This window comes from Ruegeria sp. BE3 (genome assembly GCF_056538865.1).
Genome location: NZ_JBQFTW010000006.1, coordinates 165412 through 187969, shown reverse-complemented (window position 1 = coordinate 187969; position 22558 = coordinate 165412). Strand labels below are relative to the sequence as shown.

Genomic DNA, 22558 nt, shown 5'->3' with positions numbered 1-22558 from the left:
AGGAGTGAGAAGATGAAAAAGCCGATCCTAGTGGGCCTTGCCCTGATCCCGCCGCTACTCCTCGGTGGCCTGGCCCTTGCGCAGTCTGCCGGGGTCAACAGCCTGCGCGGTGCCGAGGTTGATGAACCTGCTGTTCTAGATCAGGTTCACCGCACGGTCGAAGGCCGCATGCAGCGAAACTATCGCCAGCAGCCACCGCTGATCCCACATTCGATCGAACAGTACCAGATCGACCTGCGCACCAACCAGTGCCTGTCCTGCCATGACTGGACCAAAGCAGGTGAGCGCAACGCACCAACATTGTCGATGACCCACTATCTGGACCGCGAAGGCCGCGAGTTGGATCAGATCGCAGGTACCCGGTATTTCTGCAACCAGTGTCACGTGCCGCAAGCGGATGCGTTGCCACTGGTCGACAACACTTTTGAACCTTCCTCCGGCAACTGAACTCAGGTCAAAAAGGAGAGCGCGATATGTCCGACTCCCAAGAAAAACAAGGGCTCATCCGACGCCTCTGGACCTGGTTCTGGAGCCCGATCGCCGTCCTCAGCGTTGGTTTCACTTTGCTGGCCGGGTTTCTGGCGGGCATCCTGTTCTGGGGTGGCTTCCACTGGGCACTGGAGCTGACGAATACCGAAGAATTCTGCACCTCGTGCCACACGATGGAGGTTAATCTCGGCGAATACCGTGAAACGATCCACTACAACAACCACTCAGGCGTCCGTGCGATCTGTTCGGACTGTCACGTCCCGGACGAGTGGAACCACAAGATCAAAGCCAAGATCATGGCGGTGAAGGATGTCTATCACGAGCTGGCAGGCACGATCAGCACACCCGAGAAATACGAGGATCATCGTCTCGCCATGGCGACGGCCGTTTGGAAGAAGATGAAAGCATCCGACAGCCGCGAATGCCGCAACTGTCACAACTTCGACTATATGGACTTCACGATTCAGGAAACCCGTGCTGCTAGCGAACACCAGCGCGCAATTGATACCGGCATGACCTGCATTGATTGCCACCAGGGTATCGCGCACAGCCTGCCGCCCAACTATCTGGAAGCATATCAGGAGATCGCGGACGCGGTGGATGGCGAAGTTCTGCAGAAACACGCAGCGGCGTCAGGGGACGATATCCGCTCGTTCCTGAACAAAAGCTCGGATTAAGGCGGGGACAGAGATGTTAGAGATACTTGGAACCATCGGCGGCAACGTATTGGGCCTGCCCGGCATTCTGGGCCTGGCACTGGGCATGATGACCCGCCAGTTGTGGCTTGGCGCCCTGCTGGGTGGCATAGTTGGTCTGATCGCGCCCCTGCTTTTTGCCGGATGGCAGTTTTCCCATGTCGGAACGATGGCGCTCGTGATTGCGATTGTTGTCGGGGTCTGCGCCGGCAGCCTCGGCACCGCCATTCGCCGCAAAGGCGCAACAGTCTGAGTGACCTGACCCGGCAGAAATGCCGGGTTACCGCCCCCAGTTCTCCGCCGGATCGCTTTCGGCGTAATCCCGCAGCAGTGCGATATCTGAAATCTCGGCGTGGTTGCGGTTGATCTTTACACCCACTGCTTTGAGCCGTGAGAATGCCCGGCTCAGGCTTTCGGGCTTCATCCCCAGACGACCCGCGATCAGCATCTTGTCGTACGGCAGGGACACTTCGCACTCACCTGCATCGCTGTCACAGAGGTTCAGCAGAAACTCGGCCACGCGCTGCGCACCGGTTTGCGCCTTGAGTTGTTCAAGTTGAGCGACCAGAGAATGCAGATGGGTAAATGTCGCGGCCAGGATCGAGATCCCGATTTCCGGGTCTTCCTTCATCAAAGAGATCAGGATCGGGCTGGGAATGTGCATCACTTCGCAGGCCGATACGGCCTCGGCTGAGACGGGATAGGGCACGTTACGCAGTGCCACCGCCTCGCCAAAGCTATCGCCGCGCTTAAAGACGCTCACCACGGCCTCGGCCCCAGTGGGTGTCATGCGGAAGAGTTTAACCCAGCCTTCCAGAACCACGTGAACGGCCTGCGCCTCTTCTTCCTGCAGGAAGATCGTCTCGCCCCGGTCGTACCGACGCCAGATCGCGTGGCTCAGCAATGTCTCGACATGCTGATCCGGCAGACTGCGCAGCAACAGCGACTGACGTGCGATTGCCTTTTGTGTTTCATGAGACATGAAAACACCCCCGTTTATTCCTGCCGACACGTTGGTTCGGTCGGTCCATCCCAACCCCACGCTATGCCAAAGCCCGCCAGCTTGCACCATCCTTTTTTACCGGTACGAACTTGACAATAGTCATGTCTGAGGCACCGAGGCTGCCATAAACTCAGCCCATAGCCAGTATGTCGGGGAGCAAGCAAGATGAATTACGAGCGTTTCTTCAGCCAAAGTCTTGAGGACCTTCAGAACGAAGGGAACTATCGTGTTTTCATCGACTTGCAACGTCGCTGCGGGTCTTTCCCCAACGCGCGTCAAACAGACGGCCCTGTGCAGCGGGACGTGCGGATCTGGTGTTCAAACGACTATCTCGGCATGGGTCAACACCCATCAGTTATCGGTGCGATGCACGACGCATTGGACCGCTGCGGCGCGGGGGCCGGGGGTACGCGGAACATATCGGGCACCACTCACGACCACGTGCTGCTTGAGGCCGAACTGGCCGATCTGCACGGAAAAGAAGCCGCGCTTCTCTTTACTTCCGGATATGTTTCGAATTGGGCGGCCCTTGGCACCCTCGCCGCAAAAATCCCAGGCCTGATTGTATTTTCTGATGCCTTGAACCATGCCTCGATGATCGAAGGCATCCGCCATTCGCGGGCGCGGAAGGTGATCTGGAAGCACAATGACCTGGAAGATCTTGAGGCGAAACTGGCCGCAGCCGATCCCGATGCGCCCAAGATGATCGCATTTGAGTCGGTCTATTCGATGGACGGTGATATCGCCCCCATCAAAGAGATCTGCGATCTGGCCGACAAATACGGTGCGATGACTTATCTGGATGAGGTCCACGCCGTTGGTCTTTATGGCCCGCGCGGCGGCGGCATCGCTGAGCGCGAAGGCCTGATGGATCGCCTGACGGTGATCGAAGGGACGCTTGGCAAAGCCTTTGGTGTGGTCGGGGGCTACATCGCTGCCTCGGCTGCACTGTGCGATTTCGTGCGCAGCTTTGCCAGTGGGTTCATCTTTACCACCGCCCTGCCGCCCTCGATTGCCGCCGGTGCTGCGGCGTCGATCCGGCATCTGAAACAGTCCAAATCCGAGCGTGATTTGCAAAAGGCCCGCGTGGCGCAGGTGCGCGCGCGCTTGGATGCGGAAGGTATTCCCCATATCCCCAACCCCAGCCACATCATCCCGGTGATGGTCGGCGATCCGGTGAAATGCAAGTTCATCTCGGACACGCTGCTGGAAGAGTTCGGCATCTATATCCAGCCGATCAACTATCCCACCGTGCCAAAAGGGACCGAGCGCCTGCGTATCACGCCGTCTCCGGTTCATACGGATGAGGATATCGACCATCTGGTCAATGCGCTGTCGGCCCTGTGGCAACGCTGCCAGATCGCGCGGATGCCGATGGCTGCTCAGTAATCAAAAAGCGCCCCCTTGCGTGATACCTCGCCGTCTCTCCGGAGGCGGCGTTTTTTCATATCAAGTAGAGGGCAAAGATGACGACCGCAAAGCCGATCAGCACCATCGTGAAACCGCGCAGCCATGTCGGGCTGGTTGCAAGGTCCAGATAGCGGGCAAGGATCACCCGGGATTTTGCAAGCGCAAGAATAAGGATGCCGCCGCCCAACAGCGCGGATGGGATGGGCAGCACCGTCAGTATCGCGGATGCGACGCTGAGCGCCAGAAGAGCGAGCCAGGCACGTGTGAGCGCGTTCAAGCGCGCCCGGCGGGAGATTCTGGGAAAAGATGAAGGTGCAGGCATCGTCATCACCCCAGCAGGTAGATCACAGGGAAGAGCATGATCCAGACCAGATCAACCATGTGCCAGAACTGTGCGCCTGCCTCGATATGGCGTGGGTCATCGCGCCAGGCGACCAGCAACAGGACGCCGACGCCTGCGAGAACATGCGCGGCGTGAAATCCGGTCAACAGGTAGTAGAACAGGAAGAACGGGTGGGTTTCATAGGTGATCCCCTGCGCGGCTTTACCTGCATATTCCACACCTTTGATGATCAGAAACACGACGCCCAGCGCGGCGGCGGCGATCAGCGCTATTCGAGCCGCAGTGTGACGCGCGACCTTCCGCCAATGCAGCGCCTGCGCGGCCAGATAACCTGAGGTGACCAGCACCGCCGTATTAAGCGCCGCTCCGGTGCGGTAGAGATGCGATTGCGCTTCGGCAAATCCGGTGGGATCGGTCAGGCGCACACCCATGAAGGCAATCAAGCCTGCGCCGAACACCAGCAGTTCCGAGATGATCAGCACCCACATCAGCAACTCGCCCGGAAGCTCGTCGATCAGAGAGGTGTCGGTCATGCGCCGACCAGCTGGCGGTAGATCTGCGGCAGGGCCATGGTTAAACGGTGCGGGTCGGGGATGACAGCGAAGCCACCTTGGCCGAACATGCGCGGGAACCAGCTTTTGCCGGTTTTGTCGATGGTGACGCCGAATACCGATTGCCCTGCGCGGCGCGCCTCGCGGATGGCTTGCCGTGTGTCTTCGATGCCGTGGCGACCCTCATAGTGGTCCAGATCGTTGGGCTTGCCATCGGTGATGACCAGCAACAACCGGCGTTTGCGCGATTGACCGGCCAGATTGGCCGAGCAATGCCGGATCGCAGCGCCGAGTCTGGTATAGTGACCGGGGCGCAGGGAAGCGATGCGTTGTTCGACCAATCCCCCCATCGGCTCATCGAACCGTTTGCACCGCTGCACATAAACACGGTGGCGTTTCAGCGAGCTGAAGGCGTGAATGGCGAAATCGTCGCCGCAGGCATTCAGACCCCAGGCGAGCGCGGCCAGCGCCTCGCGTTCGATGTCGATCACGGCGCGGCCTGTGACTGCGCTTTCGGTCGAGCGACTGACATCCAGCAGGATCGATACCGCCAGATCGCGCGCCTCGGGGCGGGATTGCATCCAGATGCGTTCGGTGCCTTCGCCATTGGCGCAGCGATCCACCTGCGCCCGGACGGCGGCCTCGATGTCCAGCTGATCGCCATCCAGATGGCCGCGCGTCATCACACGGCCCGGACGCAACGCCTCGAACTGGCGTTTCACGGCGCGGATGCGGCGGGCAGTGGCGGGGTCCTTGCCAAACTCGGCAGAATCTTCGCGGATGTCGGCATCCGAAGTCAGAACGTTGACATGATCGGGAAGGTATTGCCCTGTGCGCACATCCCATTCGGGATAGAGAACCCGACCGGACAGACGCTCGCGGTTCACATCCTCCGGAGCCAGATCCAGATGCAGTTTCAGCTTGGTCGGCGGCGCCTTCGAGATCTGCCCAAGGCCAATCTCTTCCTGATCGTCGGCCGCTTTCTTGGCGTTGTCGGGATCGTCGTCGTCGATGCGGCGGTTGATATTCAGAAACTCGGCCCAGCTGAGGATCGCTTCGAACTTGTGCAGAATGAAACTGTCGCTGCGGGATGCCTGATCCGATTTGCGGCGGCGGGCACGATGGGTTTTCTCTCCGGTTTCCTCGGGCGGGCCTTCTGTGTCGGGGTTTTCGACCTCGTTATGTTCGGAAAGTCCGACGGGACGCAGCGCGGGCCACAACGGGATAGGGCGGAAATGCTGATATCCGCGCGGGGCAGAAAGGTCGTCATCCAGTGTCAGAAGCTGCGCGGCCTGCGGTGACAGGGGCGCTGGGTCGCCCAGCAAGTGGCGGATGATCTCTTCAACTGCCGCCTCCACGGGTGGCAAACCGGGGATGTCGCGGTAATGCAGAACGCCTTTGCAGAGTTCGGTGTAAAGTGCGCGCAAACCGGGGGCATTGTCCAATGTCGCTTCGACCATGTGTCGGGCGGCGATTAGCGCGTGCAAATCGGCGCGCAGCGGGTCGTCTTCGTCGATGCGGGTGCTGGCATGGGCCGCGGCGGCGGCCAGCCAGACGTAAAGCGCACCATTTGCTTCACGTGCAGGAAAAACGGCCAGCCGGTCCGGCAGGCGCAGAACTTCACCGTCAAAGGACGCGCGCGGTATCAGCTCGGCCTCGGTCGCCAGACGGCGGCGCCACCCCAGACGGTGGCGTGAAACCTCGGGTGAGACCGGGCGCAATTCTACGCCCGGACTACCCCCAAGTCCTCGGAAGAGGACAGCCAGCCGCCCCGCGACCTCTGAGAGGTCGACCGCGGCTCCATCATGCACCTCAGGTGCATCGAGGCGGCTGGCAAGGGTGTGCCACAGTTTCCCGATCGTTTCTTCGGGTTCCCATGGCTCAAAATCGATCCTGACCATCGGCCGGCCTCACCCAAAGACAGCCGTGACAAGATCGAGGAGCCCGCGTTTGATATCCTCGTCATCAGTCAGAGGTTCAATCATAGCGGCAAGGATGGCGCGGTCGGTGGACATGCCTTGTGCGATCAATGTCGCGGCATAGACGACCAGACGGGTGGAAACGCCTTCCTCAAGGTCCTGACCCTTGAGCCCTCGCAGTTTGTTCGCCAGACGGATCAGCGGCTTGCAGCGCTCCAGCGGCAGTCCGCTTTCCTGGGAGACAACTTCGGCCTCCATTTCAGGTGACGGGAAGTCGAACTCCAGCGAGATGAACCGCTGCCGGGTCGAGGGTTTCAGGGTTTTCAGGATATTCTGATATCCGGGGTTATAGGATGCGACCAGCATGAAGCCGGGCGCGGCCTCAAGTTCTTCACCCGTGCGGTCGATCGGCAAAATGCGCCGGTCGTCTGTCAGCGGGTGCAGCACGACGGTGACGTCCTTGCGGGCCTCGACCACCTCGTCGAGATAGCAAATCGCACCTTCGCGTACCGCCCGGGTCAGGGGGCCATCGACCCAGACGGTTTCACCACCTTTCAACAGGTAACGCCCGATCAGATCAGCGGCGGCCAGGTCATCGTGGCAGGCCACGGTATAAAGCGGGCGGCCAAGACGCGCAGCCATATGGGCCACAAATCGGGTCTTGCCGCAGCCTGTCGGGCCTTTCAGCAGAACCGGCAGATCATTGTTGTAAGCGGCGCAGAACACATCACATTCATCGCCTTGGGCGAGGTAGAAGGGGGCGTTTGCCGCCCCCTCATTCAGTTTCATGGAGCCGTCCATATTCATCACTCCGCAGGGGTTTCGATCTTGCCGGGTTCAATCACCTCTTTCCGGGGCACCCAGATCGAGTAGATGAACAACAGCGCACCAAGCACCACGACGACACCCGAACCGAAGCGCATCCAGTAGAAGATGGCGATCTGGTCCTGCACGTCCATGTAGTAGTCGCCCACCACACGCTGCATATGCGTCTGCACGGTTCCGGCAAAGGTCAGAACGAAGGTCATGAACACCATGCCGCCGGTCATCAGCCAGAACGAAGCCATGTTCAGCACCTGATTATACGGATCACGGTTTTTCAGGATCGGCATGGCATAGCTGAAGATGGCGCAGTTCAGGGCGACATAAGCACCGTAGAAGGCCAGGTGACCGTGGGCCGCTGTGATCTGCGTACCGTGGGTATAGTAGTTCACCCCGTGCAGCGTGTGCAGGAAGCCCCAGACACCGGCACCGAAGAAGGCAAGCGTGGCACAGCCCAGCGACCACAGCAGCGCGGCCTTGTTGGGATGGTCACGACGGCCTTTCCAGACCATGACGAAGGCAAAGGCCATCATTGCGAAGAACGGGATCACCTCGAGGCTTGAGAAGATCGAGCCGATCCACTGCCAATACGCGGGCGTACCGATCCAGTAGTAGTGGTGCCCTGTGCCAAGGATGCCCGAGAACAGAGCGGCGGCGACGATGACATAAAGCCATTTCTCGACGATCTCACGGTCCACACCCGTCAGCTTCAGCATCAGGTAGGCCAGGATCGAGGCCATGATCAGCTCCCACACACCTTCGACCCACAGGTGGACGACATACCACCAGTATTGCTTGTCCAGAGACAGGTTGCCCGGATTGTAGAAGGCGAACAGGAACAGCAGCGCCAGACCCCAAAGGCCCAGAACAAGGATGTTCGAAATCGCGGTTTTCTTACCCTTCAGCACCGTCATCGAGATGTTGTAAAGGAAGATCAGCGCCGCCACGACGATGCCCGCCTTGACCCATTTGGGCTGTTCAAGGAACTCGCGCCCCTCTTTGCCCAGCAGCCAGTTACCTTCGAACAGGTTGAAGGTATAGGTCAGCACCGCACCCAGCGTACCGACCACAAGGATCAGCAGCTGCAGATAAGCCAGCTTGGTCGAGTGGATCTCGCGTTCGGTTTCTTCCGGGACCAGAAAATAGGCCGCTCCAAAGAAGCCGGTGATCAGCCAGACGATCAGCGCGTTGGTGTGCAGCATGCGGATGATGTTGAACGGCAACAACTCGCTGAGCGTGTTGGGCATGACATAGACCCAGCCCGCCAGCAGTCCGCCCAGCACCTGGATCGCAAACAGCGCCATGGCCACGGCAAAGTAGGCCAGCGCAATTTTTTGGGATTCGTATTTCATTGCTCTGTTCCTTCCTTAACCGGCTTCGTTCGGTGGCCAGTCCTGAGCATCGATATTGTCGGTCCAGATCAGGAAGTTGGTCAGGTCGCGAAGCTCTTCGTCGCTGAGGTTGAAATTGGGCATCTGCCGACGGCCGGGAATGCCGGTGGGTTGCGCCTCCATCCAGCCCTTGAGCGATTCAAAGGCTGATTCCGGGTCGTCGAGGACGCCCCAGCGGGTCATTACATTGCCGACTTCGGGGGCGAAATAGGCACCTTCACCCAGGATCGAGTGACAGTTGATACAGGCGTGTTTTTCCCAGATGTGCTTACCGCGGACCACACTCTCATCCAGTTTCGCCGAATTCTCGGAATTGACGATGTACCAGTGCGAATGGGCCGACAGGGCCAGGAAAATGAGGATGAAGAACAGTGACCCGCCATAGAATATGTTGCGAGCCATGCTCTTTGTCATGACTTCTCGCATTGCGCTCTCCTTTGCGCAGATTAGCTAGTGTGACGACAATGGCGGCTGGGTGGCGGGGCTGCCTTAACGAAAGTCAAGACAGTTCGTAGGAAAGAGTAAGCTATTTGAATAACTTTATTTTTCAGGCCGCGCGCGGACCGGTCAGTGCCGACCACATGGCGATCAGATAGAGCGCAAACGCTCCGATCCATAGCCCATCGACAACCAGCATCGCCGTCAGGTAGCCGGTGCTCAGATCCGATCCAACCCATCTGAGAATCGCGGCCAGTGCCATCAACCCGTAGGCCACCGCCATCGGCGTTGGCGCAACCAACGCCCGCCCGCTATGACCGAGCGCGGCGCGGCTCATGATCGCCAGGGTCATGCCGCCGACACAACCGATGCCCAGCACATGCAGCGCCGCAATCTCATTGCCGATGCCCAACAGGGACAGGCCCCACAAGATCAGGCCAAGCGCAAGCATTCCAAGCCCAACATGCAAGGCTATGAGAATCGGCTGCCGCATGGCCCAGAGCGACCGCCAGCGCGCCATGCGAAGGATCTGCACAACGCCAAGGATCAGCGCCACCAGCCCGGTCACCATGCTGATCCCAAGGATCAGCGCGCTGATTGGCAGGAGCAAAGCGACGACCATGCCTGCCTTATCGAGTGCGGCAACAGAAACCGGCCACGCCTCTTCCGGCGCACCCTCGCGCTTCATCGCGTTACGGGTGAAAGACGGCGTGATCCGCCCCCCCAGAATCGCGATCATGGAACATAAGGTCAGCAGCCCAACACGCAGGCCGGTATCGAGCGTGTCATTGGTGATCCCGATCCATTGCAAGTGAGTCAGCAGGTTGGCGATCCAGATCAGGCTGAGCAGCAGCAGAAACACCATGTTCTGCGGTTTAGGACGTCGGATCAGCTGAGTCGCGATCTTCGCGGCCAGGATCGGCACAAAGGCGAGATCAAGCACGGCAACCAGAACAGGCGACAGCGCAGCCGAATACCACATGGCCAGACGCCCCAGAAGCCAAAGACCCGCCGCCAGCATTATGAACCGCGCTCGCGCGTCGGGTGCACCGGTCCAGTTCGGCACGGCGGTCAGAAAGAACCCGCCCAGCGCGGCGGTGGCATAGCCGAAAATCATCTCATGCGCGTGCCACATCGGTGGGGTCATCGCATAGCTCGTGCCCGAATAAGAAACCGCGCCGGTCTGGACCATCAACCAGACACCCCAGACACCGCCAACGAACAGACCGTATAAACCGGCTGACAGGAAAAAGACCCGAAATCCTTCGCCAAAAACCCGCGCGATGACTGCCGACATGTCTGCTCTCCTCGGCTCTGATGCCCTCTGGGTGAGAACCTAGCGAGCTTCAGTTCCAGCTCACTTAACAGAAATCAAGCAGGCGAAAAGATGCCTCCGAAACCCTTATTTTATTGGTGGAAATATTGCCTTTCGGCGCAGTTTGCAGGCCTTCCGTTGACTTTCGTCAAGGATGACAAACGCGTGATGTCTCACCCTTGGACCTGCCTCACCAGCAAATGGAGAGTGATCATGTCACTTGGAATCAGCTACAACAGAACTGGCCGCGCCTTCGGGGTCGGTTTGGCGATGCTGCTGGGCAGCGTCGCTGCGCCAGCCTTTGCAGAAGAGCCAACCCTGAGCAAGGAAGCCTTTGAATCATCAAAACAACTTTACTTTGAACGCTGCGCCGGTTGCCACGGCGTGCTGCGCAAAGGGGCGACAGGTAAAAGCCTTGAGCCTTTGGTTGAAACAAAGAACGACGATGGCACCGTGACCGAGTCCGGCACCCTGAAACTGGGACAGGACCGGCTTGAGAAGATCATCGCATGGGGCACCGAGGGCGGTATGAACAACTTCTCGGATGTGATGTCCGAAGAAGAAATCCGCGATATGGCGACCTACATCCAGATGGAGCCGCCCAAGCCGCCGGAGATGTCGCTTGAGCAGATGATGGCGACCCGCAAGGTCTATGTCGAACCGCAGGATTACCCGACCGAGCCGCTGCATGGCCGCAACTGGGAAAACTTCTTCGTGGTCATCGAACGTGACGTGGGTAAGGTGGCCGTGATCGACGGCGACACCAAGGAAGTGCTGGCGCATATCCCGACCGGTTATGCCGTGCACGTCCTGAAAGCGTCCGAGCACCATAAACTGGAAGAGCCGGAGAATCCGGGCCGCTTCTGGTACACTATGGGCCGCGACGGCAAGATGACCAAGATCGACCTGTGGCAGAACCCCGAGAACATGCTCGTGGCCGAGGTCACCATTGGTTATGACGCCCGCGACGTGGCCGTTTCGGGTGACGGTAAATACGTGATCGGTGGGGCTTATTGGCCGCCGCACTTCGCCATCGTCGACGCCGAAACCATGGAGCCGAAAAAGGTCGTCTCGACCCGCGGTTACAACGTGGACGGGGATTATGTGGAAGAGGCTCGCGTGGCCGCCATCTACACCACTCCGAACGAGCCCACATGGATCGTGGCCGTCAAAGAACTCGGTCAGCTCTGGCAGGTGGACTACTCCGATCTGGACAACCTGCGGATCGACAAGATCGACAGCGCCAAGTTCCTGCATGACGGGTTCTTTGATCCGACCGGTCGTTACTTCCAGATCGCCGCGAACGCGTCGAACAAGATGGTCGTGGTCGATACCGAGACCCACAAGCTGGAAGCTCTGATCGACACCGCGCCGCTGCCGCACCCCGGCCCGGGCGCCAACTGGGATGACCCGAATTGCGGTCCTGTTGCCGGTACAACCCACCTGGGCGAAGGCACGGTCACCGTTTGGGGCAACGACCCCGAAGGTCGCCCGGACGATGCCTGGAAGGTCTGCTATGAGGTGGAAACCGACGGACCCGGCCTGTTCATTCGGACGCACCCGGAATCGGATTACATCTGGGCCGACCAGACCAAGCATCCCGAGCCTGAGATTCAGCAATCGGTGCAGGTCATCGACAAGGCAACCGGTGAGATCGTGAAAACGATCCAGATCACCGAAGAGGAAGGCAATGTCGCCGTCCACTTCGAGTTCAACCAGGACGGCTCCGAGGTTTGGGTGTCCAAGTGGAACCGCTCGACCTCGAAAGAGGCCAATGGTGAGATCGTGATCTTCGACGCCAAGACGCTGGAAGAGATCGGTCGTGTGAAAGGTCTGTTTGCCCCGACCGGTAAGTTCAACGTCTACAACCGGTCGAACCACGTCACCTGACGGGTTTGTACTCAGCACCGGAAAGGGCGGGCCCCTCGCCCGCCCTTTCCTCGTTTGACTCATCAGCCAAATCCACAGGCCTGACATCCAGGGCCAGAGAAAGAAGCCAAAACGGAGACCGGATATGACCTCCGAACCGGAAAAGAAAAAACCAATCTGGCGCCGGTATTTCCTGTGGGGAATGCCCGTGGCCGGGATCGCTGCGGCCTTTGCCGCCGGCATCATCTTCTGGGGCGGGTTCAACACCGCCATGGAAGCCACCAACACCAAGGAATTCTGCGTCTCGTGCCACGAGATGCGTGATTTCGTATATGAAGAATACACCGGCACGATCCACGACGTGAACCGTTCAGGTGTGGGCGCGGTCTGTTCGGACTGCCACGTGCCCAAGGACTGGACCCACAAGATCATTCGCAAGATCAAGGCGTCCAAAGAGCTGTATGGCAAGATGGTCGGCACCATCAACACCCGCGAAAAGTTTGAAGCCAAGCGTGTGCATCTGGCTATGAATGAATGGGAACGGATGAAGGCCACCGACTCGCGCGAGTGTCGCAACTGCCATGACTTCGAGTCGATGATGCCCGAGTTCCAGAAACCCCGCGCCCGTCAGCAGCACCTGAACGCGATGACCGTTGGTCAGACCTGTATTGACTGCCACAAGGGGATCGCACACTCGGATGCCCGCGACCGGGCCGATGAAGAATATCTGGAAAAACTTGAAGCGCCGAATCCCGATTTCATCCGCGAGATCCCTGCCGAATATCTGGCCAGTCTGGAGCGGATCGAAGCTAAGGAAGCCGCCGATGCTGAGGCTGAGAAAGCCGCGCGTGTTGCCCAGCAAGAGGCCGTACAGGCCCAGATCGCAGCGGCAGTTGACGCAGCTGTCGCGGAAGAGCGTGCCAAAGCCTCTGGCGAAGAAGCTGCAGCCCCTGCAGGTGGCGGAAGCGATGTTGCCACGAATATCGATTGGGCCGCTGTCCCCGGTGCAGATATGAAACTGTTCTATCCCGGTCAGGCCTCGTTCGAGTGGGTTCAGAACGGCAGATCCCACGGCGGTGCCCGTCCGTTGACCAAGGGCGGAGACCAATGCACGACCTGCCACGCTGCCGAACTAGATGCGATCGGCAACAAAATCGTGGCTGGTGGCGATCTGGAACCCACCCCGATCCCGGGCAAACGCGGCGTGATCGACGCAACCGTGCAGGCCGCTCATGATGATGAGAACCTGTACATCCGCCTGCAATGGCCGGATGCGGGCCACAACCCCGCCCCCTTCGTCGATGGCGGCAAGATGGACCCCGACAACCAGATCAAGGTGGCCATGATGATCACTGGCACAGGGATCGAATTGGGTGATCAAGTGGGTTGCTGGGCCTCGTGCCACGCGGACAACTCCTATATGCCCTTTGATCCGGGTGCCGATGCGATTGCCGCGAATGGCGATGTCTCTGGCCGTCTGAGCACGCAAGATACGGTGACCAAATACATCAGCGAAAGTCGGACCGGGGTCGAAATCAAAGGCCGTCGCGGCAAGGCCCTGGGTGGCTGGGACAAGCTGCACGCCGCCGATCAGATCGAGCAGTATCTGGCTGACGGCACCTATCTGGACCTGATGCGTGTCTATGCGGACGGCAGTGCCACCAATGGCTATCTTCTGGAACAGCGCGTGGTCAATGACGGCGAAATCGCCGCCTCGGCCAGTCTGGATGCGGGCATGTGGACTGTGGTCTTCACCCGTCCGCTGAACTCCGGCGCGCCTGGGGATATCCCGCTGGAGGCCGGGCAGACCTATACCGTCGGCTTTGCCATCCACGATGACTTTGCCGCCGCACGGTTCCACCATGTGACGCTGGATACCAGCCTGGCGCTGGACGACGACAGCGCCTTCATCAACGTGGTCAAACAATAAGGGAGAGGGGCCGGGCGATCCGGCCCCTTCCGCTTAGAAGAGGAGACTTGGACGATGAAATCCCAACACCTTCTTCCCGCGCTGCTGCTTCTGGCCACACCCGCCTGGGCGGACGAAACCGCCGAGCTGTGTGCAGAAGCAGAAGAGCGCTATGTCGAGCTGTTTGGTCAGCCCTCATCCGCCGTTGAGGATGCCGAGGTTGTTCTGATGTACAAATACACGTTCTGCCCGGTCGAATTGACCTTGAATCCGGGCACAACGGTGCGCTGGGTGAACGTGGACAAACGCACCAGTCACTCGGTCTTGCTGAAAGACGGCAGCGAACCCGAAAGCGACCGGCTGTTTCCTGAGGAGTCGGTTGACCTGACCTTCCTCACCCCCGGCCCGCAGGAATACCTGTGCGGGCCACATTGGGAGACACAGAACATGATCGGCATGATCACTGTCGAACCCTGAGCCGAGGCAATCATACAGGCAAGCAAAAAGGAGCGCGGGGCAATTCCCGCGCTCCTTAACTTTAGTCAAGGAGGTTCCTTTTCGATTGCGGCAGTCTGGCCCCATGACACGCCCGGCTCACCCAGCAACGTCACCTGATCGCGCAGGAACTCCGGGTTCCGAAGACATTCAGACCAAGCGAGTTTGCACATGAGCGGTAAGGTTTTTCTGATTGGCGCAGGCCCCGGCGACCCCGAACTGATGACCCTGCGCGCGCTGCGGATGCTGCAAGAAGCGGATGTGGTGGTTTATGACCGTCTGGTCTCGGCCGATATTCTCAATCTGCACGCTGATGGCGCACGGCTGATCCCGGTTGGGAAGGCGCCCAAATGTCATACGGTGCCGCAGGATCGCATCAACGAAATCCTCGTCGAAGAAGCCAGCGCCGGTCACACCGTTGCCCGCCTCAAGGGGGGTGATCCGATGATCTTCGGGCGCGGCTCGGAAGAGGCTGCGCATCTGATGGCAAACGGCATCCCGGTCGAATACGCGCCCGGCATCACCGCTGCACAGGGCGCATCCTGTTCCACCGGCGTGCCACTGACCCATCGTGGGCTGGCGACCTCGGTGCAATATGTCACCGGACACCGGCAGGCCGACAAGGTGCTGGACCTGGATTGGAAACGTCTGGCCGATCCAGACTCGACGCTGGTCGTCTATATGGGCGTCGCCAATATCGGCCAGATTGCCATGGGGCTGATGACCGAAAACCTGCCCGGCTCGACCCCCGTTCTGGCGGTTGGCAAAGCGACCACGTCGGACGAGCGCCGCATGGTATCCCGACTGGATCGGCTGGCGGCGGACGTCCGCGAGGCAGAGTTGAGCGCGCCCACGCTGTTTATCATCGGCAAGGTTGTATCGCTTTACGCTGAACGGCCCCTGGCTGAATTGCTGGAGCAGGCGCATGGCTAAGCTGGGTTCCAGAAGGCCTACGCGGCGACCGTCTGCGGGAGGGCGCAAGGGTTGGACCGCGCGCGCTGTCCTTTCTACAGCCGTCCTTGTGGCCACCACGGCTTTCGCCGCAGACACGCTCGATCCGAGCGCGCTGAAGCGTCTTGTCCATCAGGACTGCGGCTCATGCCATGGCCTGTCATTGAAAGGCGGCCTTGGCCCCGATCTGCGGTCCGAAACGCTGGACCACTACGACGCAGAGGTTCTGACCGGCGTGATCCTCGACGGCATCCCCGACACCGCGATGCCCCCCTGGCGGCCTCTGATCAGTGAAGAAGAGGCCGAATGGATCGCACGTTACCTGCTGGCACAGGAGGCACAATGAAACAGCTCGTCCTTACCCTTGCCGCCACCCTGTTGATGACCACCGCGCAGGCTGAGCCCACCGCGACCGGGGACCTCGGCCTTGTGATCGAACGGGCCAAAGGCTCGGTCTTGCTGGTGGATCAATCCGACCGTGCTGCACTGGCCCGGATCGAAGGGCTGGGCGACCTGTCCCATGCCTCGCTGGTCTACTCACCCGATGAACGCTTTGCCTATGTTTTCGGGCGTGACGGTGGGCTGACCAAAGTAGACATCGTCACCCGTCAGATCGTGAATCGCGTCGTACAGGCGGGCAATGCCATTGGCGGCGCGATTTCGGACGATGGCAAGCTGGTCGCCGTGTCGAACTATGAACCCGGCGGTGTGCGCGTGTTCGATGCGGACACGTTAGAGATGGTCGCCGACATCCCAACTGACAGCAAAACCATCGGTCTGGTCGACGCACCGGGCCGTCGGTTTGTCTTTACCATGTGGGATTCGGGCGAGACCTGGATCGCCGATTTCTCCAACGGAGATCCCGCGATCACCAAGATCCCCGACATGGGCAAAAACCCCTATGACGCGCTGATTACTGCCAATGGCCGCACCTATATCACCGGTCTGTTTGGTGAAGACGGCCTGACCGCGCTGGACCTGTGGGCTGAGACGCCCGAACCCATCCGCGTGCTGCCCGATTACGGGCGCGGACAGGAAGAGATGCCGGTCTACAAAATGCCTCACCTCGAAGGCTGGGCGTTAACGGGTCGTGAGTTCGTTCTGCCCGCCGTCGGCCATCACGAGGTTCTGTGGATCGATTCCGACACCCTGACCGAGACCGGGCGCACGCAGACCCACGGCCAGCCGGTTTTTGCCATGGCCCGACCCGACGGACGGCAGGTCTGGGTGAATTTTGCGCACCCGCTGAACGATACAATTCAGGTCATCGACAGCGTCAGCAAGGAGATCATCCACGAGTTCAAACCCGGCCCCGCCGTGCTGCATATGGAATTCACGCCACGCGGGCATGAAGTCTGGATCAGCGTGCGCGATGCCAACAAGGTCATGGTCTACGACACGCAAACATTTGAAAAGCTGCGTGAGATTGAGGCCGACAGCCCATCCGGCATCTTCTTCACCGCCCGTGCGCACAGAACGGGGCTTTGACATGCAGCACATCACCGATCCCATCGACCGCCGTCTGCTGGACGAGTTTCAGCGCGATTTTCCCATAACCGAGCGCCCGTTTCAGGTCCTGGCGGACGCGCTGGGTCTGGATGAGGCCGAAGTGCTCGACCGTCTGGCCCGGATGCGCAAGACTGGGCGTATCACGCGGGTTGGCGCAACGATTGCACCCGGCGCGGTTTCGGCCAGTACGCTGGCAGCTGTGGCGGCTCCGGAAGAACGGCTGGAAGAGGTCGCGGCGCTGATCGATGCCGAACCTGGTGTGAACCACAATTACCAGCGCGAGGATGACTGGAACCTTTGGTTCGTGGCCACCGGTCCAGACCGGGCGCATGTGAACGACACCCTCGCCCGGATCTCGCAACGCTCGGGGCTGCGGGTTCTGGATTTGCGGCTGGTTCGGCCGTTCAATATTGATCTGGGCTTTCGTATGTCAGGCGAGACCCGCAATACTCTTGGCCCTCGGAAAGTTGATCGTTCGGCCATGCGTGAAGGCGACCGGCCGCTGTTACAAGCCTTAAGTTCCGGGCTGTCGCTGGTTGCTGAGCCTTATGCTGCTCTGGCCCGGACCCTGAACCGCAGCCCAGATGACATAATGGAACGCATCGCTGCTTTGCACCAAGCCGGGATCATCTCGCGCCTCGGCGTCATTGTGCGCCACCGCGCCCTGGGTTGGTCCGCCAATGCGATGGTGGTCTGGGACATGCCGCCAGAGCAGGTCGACACTGCCGGGCCAGCGCTGGCGGCCCATCCCGGCGTGACGCTTTGCTATGAGCGCAATCCGGTCGAGGATGTCTGGCCCTATCGCCTCTATTCGATGATCCACGCACGCTCGCGCCCCGAGGCGATGGAGGTCCTGGCCGGGGCCGCCGCCCTGCCTGAACTTTTTGGTGCGCAGCGCAAAGTATTGTTCTCGACCCGCTGCTTCAAACAGACCGGTGCATTGATCCAACCGAAGGAGGCCGCCGCATGACGCTGGACGACACCGACCGCGCGATCCTGAACCGGATGCAGGATGATCTGCCTTTGAACTCGCACCCCTACGCGGCGATTGCCGAGGACTTGGGGATCACGGAATCCGACCTGTTGAGCCGTCTGGCACGGATGAAGGACGCACGCGTCATCACCCGCTTTGGCCCCTTCTTCGACGCAGCTGCAATGGGGGGTGCCTTCTGCCTGTGTGCCATGGCCGTGCCGCCCGAGGATTTTGAAACCGTCCTGACCAAAGTCAATGCGCATCCAGAGGTCGCGCATAATTATGAACGCACGCATCGACTGAACATGTGGTTCGTTCTGGCAACCGAAACGCCCGAGGGCATCGCAACCACAGCCGAGGCGATCGAACGGGAAACCGGGATCGCGGTCCTGCAGTTTCCCAAACTTCAGGAATTCTTCATCGGCTTCCGGGTAGCGGCATGATCGACGCAAAGGACAGAGAGATTATCGAGGCGTTGCAAGGCGGCCTGCCGCTGGTGCCCGCCCCTTATGCGCAGGTTGCTAACGAACTGGGCCTGGATGAAGAGACCCTGCTGTTCCGTCTGGCCGACATGAAATCGCGTGGTGTCATCCGGCGCATTGCTGCGGCCCCCAACCACTACAAACTGGGGATGACCTCGAACGGCATGACCGTCTGGGATGTCGCCGACAACCGCGTGGCCGAGCTGGGGGCTCGGATAGGTGCTCTGCCCTTCGTCACCCACTGCTACGAGCGTCCGCGCGCCCTGCCCGACTGGCCTTACAACCTGTTCGCCATGGTTCATGGTGCAGATCGCGAGGAGGTCGAGGAGAAACGCGCCGAGATCGCGGCCATTCTGGGTGAGGCCTGCGGGGCCAAAGACATCCTCTATTCAACACGCATCCTGAAAAAGACCGGGCTGCGCCTGAAAAAGAAAGGCTGAGATATGTTCCGCCTGACTGAATACATGCACCAACTGGTCAAACCGACCCCGATGCGCAAGCGTCGACCCGGACCGGTGAAACCTGTGGTGATCTGGAACCTGACGCGACGCTGCAATCTGAAATGCCGCCATTGTTATACCGTATCGGCGGATGTCGCGTTCCCCGGTGAGCTCAGCCACGAGCAAGCCATGGTAACCCTCGAGGATCTGGGCCAATTTCGCGTCCCGGCCCTGATCCTCTCGGGTGGGGAACCATTGGACCGGTTCGATTTCTTCGACATCGCCAAACGTGCGCGCGATCTGGTGCCGATGCTGGCACTGTCGACCAACGGCACGCGGATTTACGACGAAACCGCCGATATGATTGCAGACGTGGGCTTCAACTATGTCGGCATCTCGCTGGACGGAATCGGGGCCACGAATGACTGGTTCCGAGGTGTCGAAGGCGCCTTTGCCGACGCCCTGCGCGGTGTGCGCGAATGCAAGAAACGCGGCATCAAGGTCGGCTTGCGGTTCTGCCTGACCGAAGGCACGCAACATCACCTGCCTGATCTGTTACAGCTATGTGATGATGAGGGGGTCGACAAGTTCTACCTGTCTCACCTTGTTTACGCCGGGCGCGGCGATAAAAACCGGGGCGAGGATGCCGAGCATCTGCGCACCCGTAACGGTCTGGATCTGTTGCTGGAACGCGCTTGGGAGGCTGCGTCTGGCGGTCGCCCTCTGGACATCGTGACCGGCAATAACGACGCTGATGCGGGGTACTTCCTGAACTGGGTCCGGGCACATTTCGACGATGCCAAAGCCGCGCACGTGCGGGAGCATCTGGCTGCCTGGGGTGGCAACTCCAGCGGGTTGGGTGTGGCCAATATCGACAATCTGGGGCGGGTGCATCCCGACACCTATTGGTCCGACTACACGGTCGGCAACGTGAAGACCAAATCGTTCTCGGACCTCTGGACCGGCGACGACCCAATGCTCGCCATGCTGCGCACTCGTCCACGCCCGTTGAAAGGGCGTTGCGGTGCCTGTCAGTTAAAGGATGTCTGCGGTGGCAACACCCGCATTCGTGCTCTGCAGCTTACCGGAGATCCGTGGGCCGAAGACCCGGCCTGCTACCTGTCAAACCAAGAAATCGGCGTGCAGGACGCAGGTGAGCGTCTGCAGGTCACACCGTTCCGAGGGAAAAGCCATGATCCGGCGCATCAGTTCTTTTGACACCCTGAGAATCGGAACCCTCTGTTCGCTGCTACTGGCCAGCGCCGCTTGGGCGGACGCCCCTTCGGATTATGCCGAGCACTGCGCCTCATGTCATGGCGAGAACCGTCTGGGCGGGGTTGGTCCGGCCCTGATCCCCGAGACCCTGAAACGGATGCGTGGGCCACGCGTTGCGGCGGTGATTGCCGAGGGGCGCACGGCCACACAGATGCCCGCTTTTTCGCATGAGCTCGATGCGTTGCAGATCGAGGAACTGGCAGGTTGGCTGAAATCTCCGCTGGAGACCAACCCCAAATGGGGCGAGGCCGATATCATGGCCAGCCGTACTCTGGACGAGGATTACGCGCCTGTGGACGCGCCTGTCTGGGACAGCGACCCGATGAACATCACGCTGGTGGTGGAAACCGGAGATCATCATGTGAGCGTTCTGGATGGCGATACGTTCGAGGTTCTGGACCGGTTCGAGACGCCCTTTGCCGTGCATGGCGGGCCGAAATTCAGCCCCGATGGGCGCTATGTCTTCATCATGTCGCGTGATGGTTGGGTGCAGAAATACGATATCTGGGCGCTGAAACAGGTGGGTCGCGTGCGTGCGGGGCTGAACAGCCGTAACATCGCCATGTCAGGGGATGGCAAATGGGTGGCGGTGGCGAACTACCTGCCGAACTCTTTAACGTTGCTTTCGACCGAGGACCTGTCGGTGGCGAAAGTCATTGAAGTCAAAAGTAAAAAAGGCGTTCCCAGCCGCGTCTCAGCAGTATATCAGGCGCCGCCGCGCGAAAGCTTCGTGCTGGCGCTGAAAGACGTTCCCGAGATTTGGGAGGTCTTCTACGGGGCCAACCCGCCGCAATTCGGGCTGGGGCATGATTTCCGCATTGAGGGCCAGTTCAAGAACCCTGATCCTTTCCCGGTGCGCAAGATCACAACACCCGACTATCTGGACGATTTCTTTTTCGACCAGAGCTATGAATACGTCATGGGAGCCTCGCGCGATGGCAAGGGCGGACAGGTGATCGATCTGGTGATCGGCCATAAGGTCGCCGATCTGGACCTTCCGGGGATGCCTCACTTAGGTTCGGGCATCACGTGGAAACGCGGCGATACAACCGTGATGGCGACGCCGCATCTGACCGATGGTACCGTGTCGGTGATCGACATGGAAAGCTGGGAAACCGTCAAGCGGATCAAGACCGAAGGACCTGGCTTTTTCATGCGCAGCCATGAGAATTCACCTTACGTCTGGGCCGATGTGTTCTTTGGACCGAACAAGGATGCGATGCATGTGATTGACAAGCAAAGCCTTGAAATCGTGAAGACTTTGCGCCCTGCACCGGGCAAGACCGTGGCCCATGTGGAGTTCACCAAGGATGGCAGCCACGCGTTGGTTTCGATCTGGGAGGATGACGGCGCGGTGATCGTCTATGACGCGCAAACGCTGGAAGAGGTCCGCCGCCTGCCGATGCGCAAACCGTCTGGAAAGTACAATGTCTGGAACAAAATCACCTTCTCGGAAGGCACCAGCCACTGAGGGCAAATGGCCGGTCTGGAAACTGGCCATCCTGCTTTATCCGGCCACGGCTTTGACCGTGGCCATCAACCTGTTTCTGGCCGGATTGATCCTGCACAGCGCAGGATTCAGCGCCATTGCACCGGTGCCTGCGATCCTTTGGTCGATCCCTCTGGGCATACCGGCGGCGTGGCTGGCCGGACGTTGGGTGCGCGGTCTGATGGATGAGGCAGACAGTTGATTTTTATAGTGAAAATCAGAAATTCACTACACCTAACCTAAGTCAAGTATCGCCCAAACCGAATCCCCTAGAAATCAGGCTCAGCTTCCCGAGTCGGAGTCTCCATGCCTGCCCTGACCCCATTGCACAATCTCCCTGCCCGCGCGGTTCGCGCGGCGGTTGGGTTGGCGGGCATATTCCTTCTGTTGTTGCAGACCTTTGCGCCGGCGCTGGCGAGTCCCGGTGAAAGTGTCTGGGTGGAGATCTGCTCGGAAGGCGGCGCGGTCTGGGTCGAGGTTGATCTTGAGGAGGACACCGAAGACCCGACCGCGTACTGCCCGAAATGCGCCGATTGCGCGCTGTGCGCCGTCACCGGCTCTGCACCTGTGCCTGAGCTGCCGGAGCTGCGGCAAACCGGTTTTGTTCGTGTTGTACGTTGCGAACAGGGCCCATCTTTCGAGTTGTACAACTCGAATTGGCTCTGGCCCGAAACCCGCGGACCCCCGCGCCCGGCCCAAGAAATAATCGAACGCGCCCCGCGCGCGTCCATGGCGTTTACCCTAAGTATCGGAGGTGCGCCGTGGTCGTAAGTCGCGCATTCCACTTTAT

The 22558-nt window shown here is 59.9% G+C and carries 25 protein-coding genes; 17 read left to right on the top strand and 8 right to left on the bottom strand.

Features of this window, described 5'->3' with window-relative positions:
* The first annotated feature begins 12 nt into the window (after positions 1-12).
* From ACR0AZ_RS15145 to ACR0AZ_RS15135, 3 genes are read left to right on the top strand one after another with little or no spacing between them, the layout of a single operon-like run.
* Entirely contained in the window at positions 13-447 is a 435-nt protein-coding gene (locus ACR0AZ_RS15145; RefSeq protein WP_170398181.1) for a nitrate reductase cytochrome c-type subunit, read from the top strand.
* A gap of 26 nt (positions 448-473) precedes the next feature.
* Entirely contained in the window at positions 474-1166 is a 693-nt protein-coding gene (locus ACR0AZ_RS15140) for a NapC/NirT family cytochrome c (protein WP_480471462.1), read from the top strand.
* 13 nt (positions 1167-1179) lie between these two features.
* The gene (locus tag ACR0AZ_RS15135; RefSeq protein WP_480471461.1) at positions 1180-1437 is read left to right on the top strand and encodes a hypothetical protein; all 258 of its coding nucleotides are present in this window, start codon (positions 1180-1182) and stop codon (positions 1435-1437) included.
* 27 nt (positions 1438-1464) lie between these two features.
* On the opposite strand, the gene ACR0AZ_RS15130 is transcribed toward ACR0AZ_RS15135, so the two are convergent.
* The gene (locus tag ACR0AZ_RS15130) at positions 1465-2166 is read right to left on the bottom strand and encodes a Crp/Fnr family transcriptional regulator (RefSeq protein ID WP_480471460.1); all 702 of its coding nucleotides are present in this window, start codon (positions 2164-2166) and stop codon (positions 1465-1467) included.
* A gap of 186 nt (positions 2167-2352) precedes the next feature.
* On the opposite strand from ACR0AZ_RS15130, the gene hemA reads away from it, so the two are divergent.
* On the top strand, positions 2353-3576 hold the full coding sequence (hemA, locus tag ACR0AZ_RS15125) for a 5-aminolevulinate synthase (RefSeq protein WP_480471459.1): 1224 nt from the start codon (positions 2353-2355) through the stop codon (positions 3574-3576).
* A gap of 55 nt (positions 3577-3631) precedes the next feature.
* Here hemA and ACR0AZ_RS15120 read toward each other — a convergent pair whose 3' ends face one another.
* The 7 genes from ACR0AZ_RS15120 to ACR0AZ_RS15090 all read right to left on the bottom strand — a co-directional run bounded on the left by ACR0AZ_RS15120 (position 3632) and on the right by ACR0AZ_RS15090 (position 10358).
* Positions 3632-3874: a cytochrome C oxidase subunit IV family protein gene (locus tag ACR0AZ_RS15120; RefSeq protein ID WP_480471458.1), complete on the bottom strand. Its 243-nt coding sequence runs from the start codon at positions 3872-3874 to the stop codon at positions 3632-3634.
* Between the two features lie 50 nt (positions 3875-3924).
* Positions 3925-4473, bottom strand: a complete 549-nt coding sequence (locus ACR0AZ_RS15115; protein WP_480471457.1) for a cytochrome c oxidase subunit 3 — start codon at positions 4471-4473, stop codon at positions 3925-3927.
* Positions 4470-6392, bottom strand: a complete 1923-nt coding sequence (locus tag ACR0AZ_RS15110; RefSeq protein WP_480471456.1) for a nitric oxide reductase activation protein NorD — start codon at positions 6390-6392, stop codon at positions 4470-4472. The genes ACR0AZ_RS15115 and ACR0AZ_RS15110 overlap by 4 nt, the downstream gene beginning before the upstream one ends.
* Before the next feature lie 9 nt (positions 6393-6401).
* Positions 6402-7217 carry an AAA family ATPase gene (locus ACR0AZ_RS15105; protein ID WP_480471455.1) on the bottom strand — a complete coding sequence of 272 codons (816 nt, stop codon included), beginning with the start codon at positions 7215-7217 and terminating at the stop codon, positions 6402-6404.
* A complete protein-coding gene (locus ACR0AZ_RS15100; RefSeq protein WP_480471454.1) occupies positions 7217-8584 on the bottom strand; it encodes a cbb3-type cytochrome c oxidase subunit I in 1368 nt (455 codons plus the stop codon). The genes ACR0AZ_RS15105 and ACR0AZ_RS15100 overlap by 1 nt, the downstream gene beginning before the upstream one ends.
* Before the next feature lie 15 nt (positions 8585-8599).
* The gene (locus ACR0AZ_RS15095; RefSeq protein WP_480471453.1) at positions 8600-9049 is read right to left on the bottom strand and encodes a c-type cytochrome; all 450 of its coding nucleotides are present in this window, start codon (positions 9047-9049) and stop codon (positions 8600-8602) included.
* Positions 9050-9170: 121 nt separating this feature from the next.
* Entirely contained in the window at positions 9171-10358 is a 1188-nt protein-coding gene (locus ACR0AZ_RS15090) for an NnrS family protein (protein WP_480667783.1), read from the bottom strand.
* A 231-nt stretch (positions 10359-10589) separates the two neighbouring features.
* On the opposite strand from ACR0AZ_RS15090, the gene ACR0AZ_RS15085 reads away from it, so the two are divergent.
* From ACR0AZ_RS15085 to ACR0AZ_RS15025, 13 genes are all read left to right on the top strand, one after another.
* Positions 10590-12266, top strand: coding sequence for a cytochrome D1 domain-containing protein (locus ACR0AZ_RS15085; RefSeq protein WP_480471451.1), 1677 nt, complete (start codon positions 10590-10592; stop codon positions 12264-12266).
* Positions 12267-12390: 124 nt separating this feature from the next.
* Positions 12391-14175, top strand: a complete 1785-nt coding sequence (locus ACR0AZ_RS15080) for a NapC/NirT family cytochrome c (RefSeq protein WP_480667782.1) — start codon at positions 12391-12393, stop codon at positions 14173-14175.
* A gap of 54 nt (positions 14176-14229) precedes the next feature.
* Positions 14230-14631: a cupredoxin domain-containing protein gene (locus ACR0AZ_RS15075; protein ID WP_480667781.1), complete on the top strand. Its 402-nt coding sequence runs from the start codon at positions 14230-14232 to the stop codon at positions 14629-14631.
* A 189-nt stretch (positions 14632-14820) separates the two neighbouring features.
* Positions 14821-15582, top strand: coding sequence for a uroporphyrinogen-III C-methyltransferase (cobA, locus tag ACR0AZ_RS15070; RefSeq protein WP_480660756.1), 762 nt, complete (start codon positions 14821-14823; stop codon positions 15580-15582).
* Positions 15575-15946, top strand: a complete 372-nt coding sequence (locus tag ACR0AZ_RS15065) for a c-type cytochrome (RefSeq protein ID WP_480667780.1) — start codon at positions 15575-15577, stop codon at positions 15944-15946. Before cobA ends, ACR0AZ_RS15065 begins: the two co-directional genes overlap by 8 nt.
* The gene (locus ACR0AZ_RS15060) at positions 15943-17088 is read left to right on the top strand and encodes a cytochrome D1 domain-containing protein (RefSeq protein ID WP_480667779.1); all 1146 of its coding nucleotides are present in this window, start codon (positions 15943-15945) and stop codon (positions 17086-17088) included. The genes ACR0AZ_RS15065 and ACR0AZ_RS15060 overlap by 4 nt, the downstream gene beginning before the upstream one ends.
* Before the next feature lies 1 nt (position 17089).
* Positions 17090-18079 (top strand): siroheme decarboxylase subunit beta, encoded by a 990-nt coding sequence (ahbB, locus tag ACR0AZ_RS15055; protein ID WP_480667778.1) that lies wholly within the window; start codon positions 17090-17092, stop codon positions 18077-18079.
* A complete protein-coding gene (locus tag ACR0AZ_RS15050) occupies positions 18076-18525 on the top strand; it encodes an Lrp/AsnC family transcriptional regulator (protein WP_480660762.1) in 450 nt (149 codons plus the stop codon). Before ahbB (ACR0AZ_RS15055) ends, ACR0AZ_RS15050 begins: the two co-directional genes overlap by 4 nt.
* On the top strand, positions 18522-19004 hold the full coding sequence (gene ahbB, locus ACR0AZ_RS15045; protein WP_480471443.1) for a siroheme decarboxylase subunit beta: 483 nt from the start codon (positions 18522-18524) through the stop codon (positions 19002-19004). The genes ACR0AZ_RS15050 and ahbB (ACR0AZ_RS15045) overlap by 4 nt, the downstream gene beginning before the upstream one ends.
* A 3-nt stretch (positions 19005-19007) precedes the next feature.
* Positions 19008-20222 carry a heme d1 biosynthesis radical SAM protein NirJ gene (gene nirJ / locus ACR0AZ_RS15040; RefSeq protein ID WP_480667777.1) on the top strand — a complete coding sequence of 405 codons (1215 nt, stop codon included), beginning with the start codon at positions 19008-19010 and terminating at the stop codon, positions 20220-20222.
* Positions 20197-21750 (top strand): cytochrome D1 domain-containing protein, encoded by a 1554-nt coding sequence (locus ACR0AZ_RS15035; RefSeq protein ID WP_480667776.1) that lies wholly within the window; start codon positions 20197-20199, stop codon positions 21748-21750. Before nirJ ends, ACR0AZ_RS15035 begins: the two co-directional genes overlap by 26 nt.
* Positions 21707-21970, top strand: coding sequence for a hypothetical protein (locus tag ACR0AZ_RS15030; protein ID WP_480471440.1), 264 nt, complete (start codon positions 21707-21709; stop codon positions 21968-21970). Before ACR0AZ_RS15035 ends, ACR0AZ_RS15030 begins: the two co-directional genes overlap by 44 nt.
* Before the next feature lie 104 nt (positions 21971-22074).
* The gene (locus ACR0AZ_RS15025; RefSeq protein WP_480667775.1) at positions 22075-22539 is read left to right on the top strand and encodes a DUF2946 family protein; all 465 of its coding nucleotides are present in this window, start codon (positions 22075-22077) and stop codon (positions 22537-22539) included.
* Positions 22540-22558 lie beyond the last annotated feature (19 nt).

What these genes read in the sequence shown, in the direction of transcription:
- ACR0AZ_RS15050 (WP_480660762.1), top strand. Translation starts at nt 18,076, where the DNA reads ATGACGCTGGACGACACCGACCGCGCGATCCTGAACCGGATGCAGGAT.
- nirJ (WP_480667777.1), top strand. Translation starts at nt 19,008, where the DNA reads ATGTTCCGCCTGACTGAATACATGCACCAACTGGTCAAACCGACCCCG.
- ahbB (WP_480667778.1), top strand. Translation starts at nt 17,090, where the DNA reads ATGCAGCACATCACCGATCCCATCGACCGCCGTCTGCTGGACGAGTTT.
- ACR0AZ_RS15130 (WP_480471460.1), bottom strand. Translation starts at nt 2,166, where the DNA reads ATGTCTCATGAAACACAAAAGGCAATCGCACGTCAGTCGCTGTTGCTG.
- ACR0AZ_RS15030 (WP_480471440.1), top strand. Translation starts at nt 21,707, where the DNA reads ATGTCTGGAACAAAATCACCTTCTCGGAAGGCACCAGCCACTGAGGGC.
- ACR0AZ_RS15100 (WP_480471454.1), bottom strand. Translation starts at nt 8,584, where the DNA reads ATGAAATACGAATCCCAAAAAATTGCGCTGGCCTACTTTGCCGTGGCC.
- ACR0AZ_RS15075 (WP_480667781.1), top strand. Translation starts at nt 14,230, where the DNA reads ATGAAATCCCAACACCTTCTTCCCGCGCTGCTGCTTCTGGCCACACCC.
- ACR0AZ_RS15145 (WP_170398181.1), top strand. Translation starts at nt 13, where the DNA reads ATGAAAAAGCCGATCCTAGTGGGCCTTGCCCTGATCCCGCCGCTACTC.
- ACR0AZ_RS15025 (WP_480667775.1), top strand. Translation starts at nt 22,075, where the DNA reads ATGCCTGCCCTGACCCCATTGCACAATCTCCCTGCCCGCGCGGTTCGC.
- ACR0AZ_RS15140 (WP_480471462.1), top strand. Translation starts at nt 474, where the DNA reads ATGTCCGACTCCCAAGAAAAACAAGGGCTCATCCGACGCCTCTGGACC.
- ACR0AZ_RS15085 (WP_480471451.1), top strand. Translation starts at nt 10,590, where the DNA reads ATGTCACTTGGAATCAGCTACAACAGAACTGGCCGCGCCTTCGGGGTC.
- ACR0AZ_RS15080 (WP_480667782.1), top strand. Translation starts at nt 12,391, where the DNA reads ATGACCTCCGAACCGGAAAAGAAAAAACCAATCTGGCGCCGGTATTTC.
- ahbB (WP_480471443.1), top strand. Translation starts at nt 18,522, where the DNA reads ATGATCGACGCAAAGGACAGAGAGATTATCGAGGCGTTGCAAGGCGGC.
- cobA (WP_480660756.1), top strand. Translation starts at nt 14,821, where the DNA reads ATGAGCGGTAAGGTTTTTCTGATTGGCGCAGGCCCCGGCGACCCCGAA.
- ACR0AZ_RS15105 (WP_480471455.1), bottom strand. Translation starts at nt 7,217, where the DNA reads ATGAATATGGACGGCTCCATGAAACTGAATGAGGGGGCGGCAAACGCC.
- ACR0AZ_RS15135 (WP_480471461.1), top strand. Translation starts at nt 1,180, where the DNA reads ATGTTAGAGATACTTGGAACCATCGGCGGCAACGTATTGGGCCTGCCC.
- ACR0AZ_RS15065 (WP_480667780.1), top strand. Translation starts at nt 15,575, where the DNA reads ATGGCTAAGCTGGGTTCCAGAAGGCCTACGCGGCGACCGTCTGCGGGA.
- ACR0AZ_RS15110 (WP_480471456.1), bottom strand. Translation starts at nt 6,392, where the DNA reads ATGGTCAGGATCGATTTTGAGCCATGGGAACCCGAAGAAACGATCGGG.
- ACR0AZ_RS15115 (WP_480471457.1), bottom strand. Translation starts at nt 4,473, where the DNA reads ATGACCGACACCTCTCTGATCGACGAGCTTCCGGGCGAGTTGCTGATG.
- ACR0AZ_RS15035 (WP_480667776.1), top strand. Translation starts at nt 20,197, where the DNA reads ATGATCCGGCGCATCAGTTCTTTTGACACCCTGAGAATCGGAACCCTC.
- ACR0AZ_RS15090 (WP_480667783.1), bottom strand. Translation starts at nt 10,358, where the DNA reads ATGTCGGCAGTCATCGCGCGGGTTTTTGGCGAAGGATTTCGGGTCTTT.
- hemA (WP_480471459.1), top strand. Translation starts at nt 2,353, where the DNA reads ATGAATTACGAGCGTTTCTTCAGCCAAAGTCTTGAGGACCTTCAGAAC.
- ACR0AZ_RS15095 (WP_480471453.1), bottom strand. Translation starts at nt 9,049, where the DNA reads ATGCGAGAAGTCATGACAAAGAGCATGGCTCGCAACATATTCTATGGC.
- ACR0AZ_RS15060 (WP_480667779.1), top strand. Translation starts at nt 15,943, where the DNA reads ATGAAACAGCTCGTCCTTACCCTTGCCGCCACCCTGTTGATGACCACC.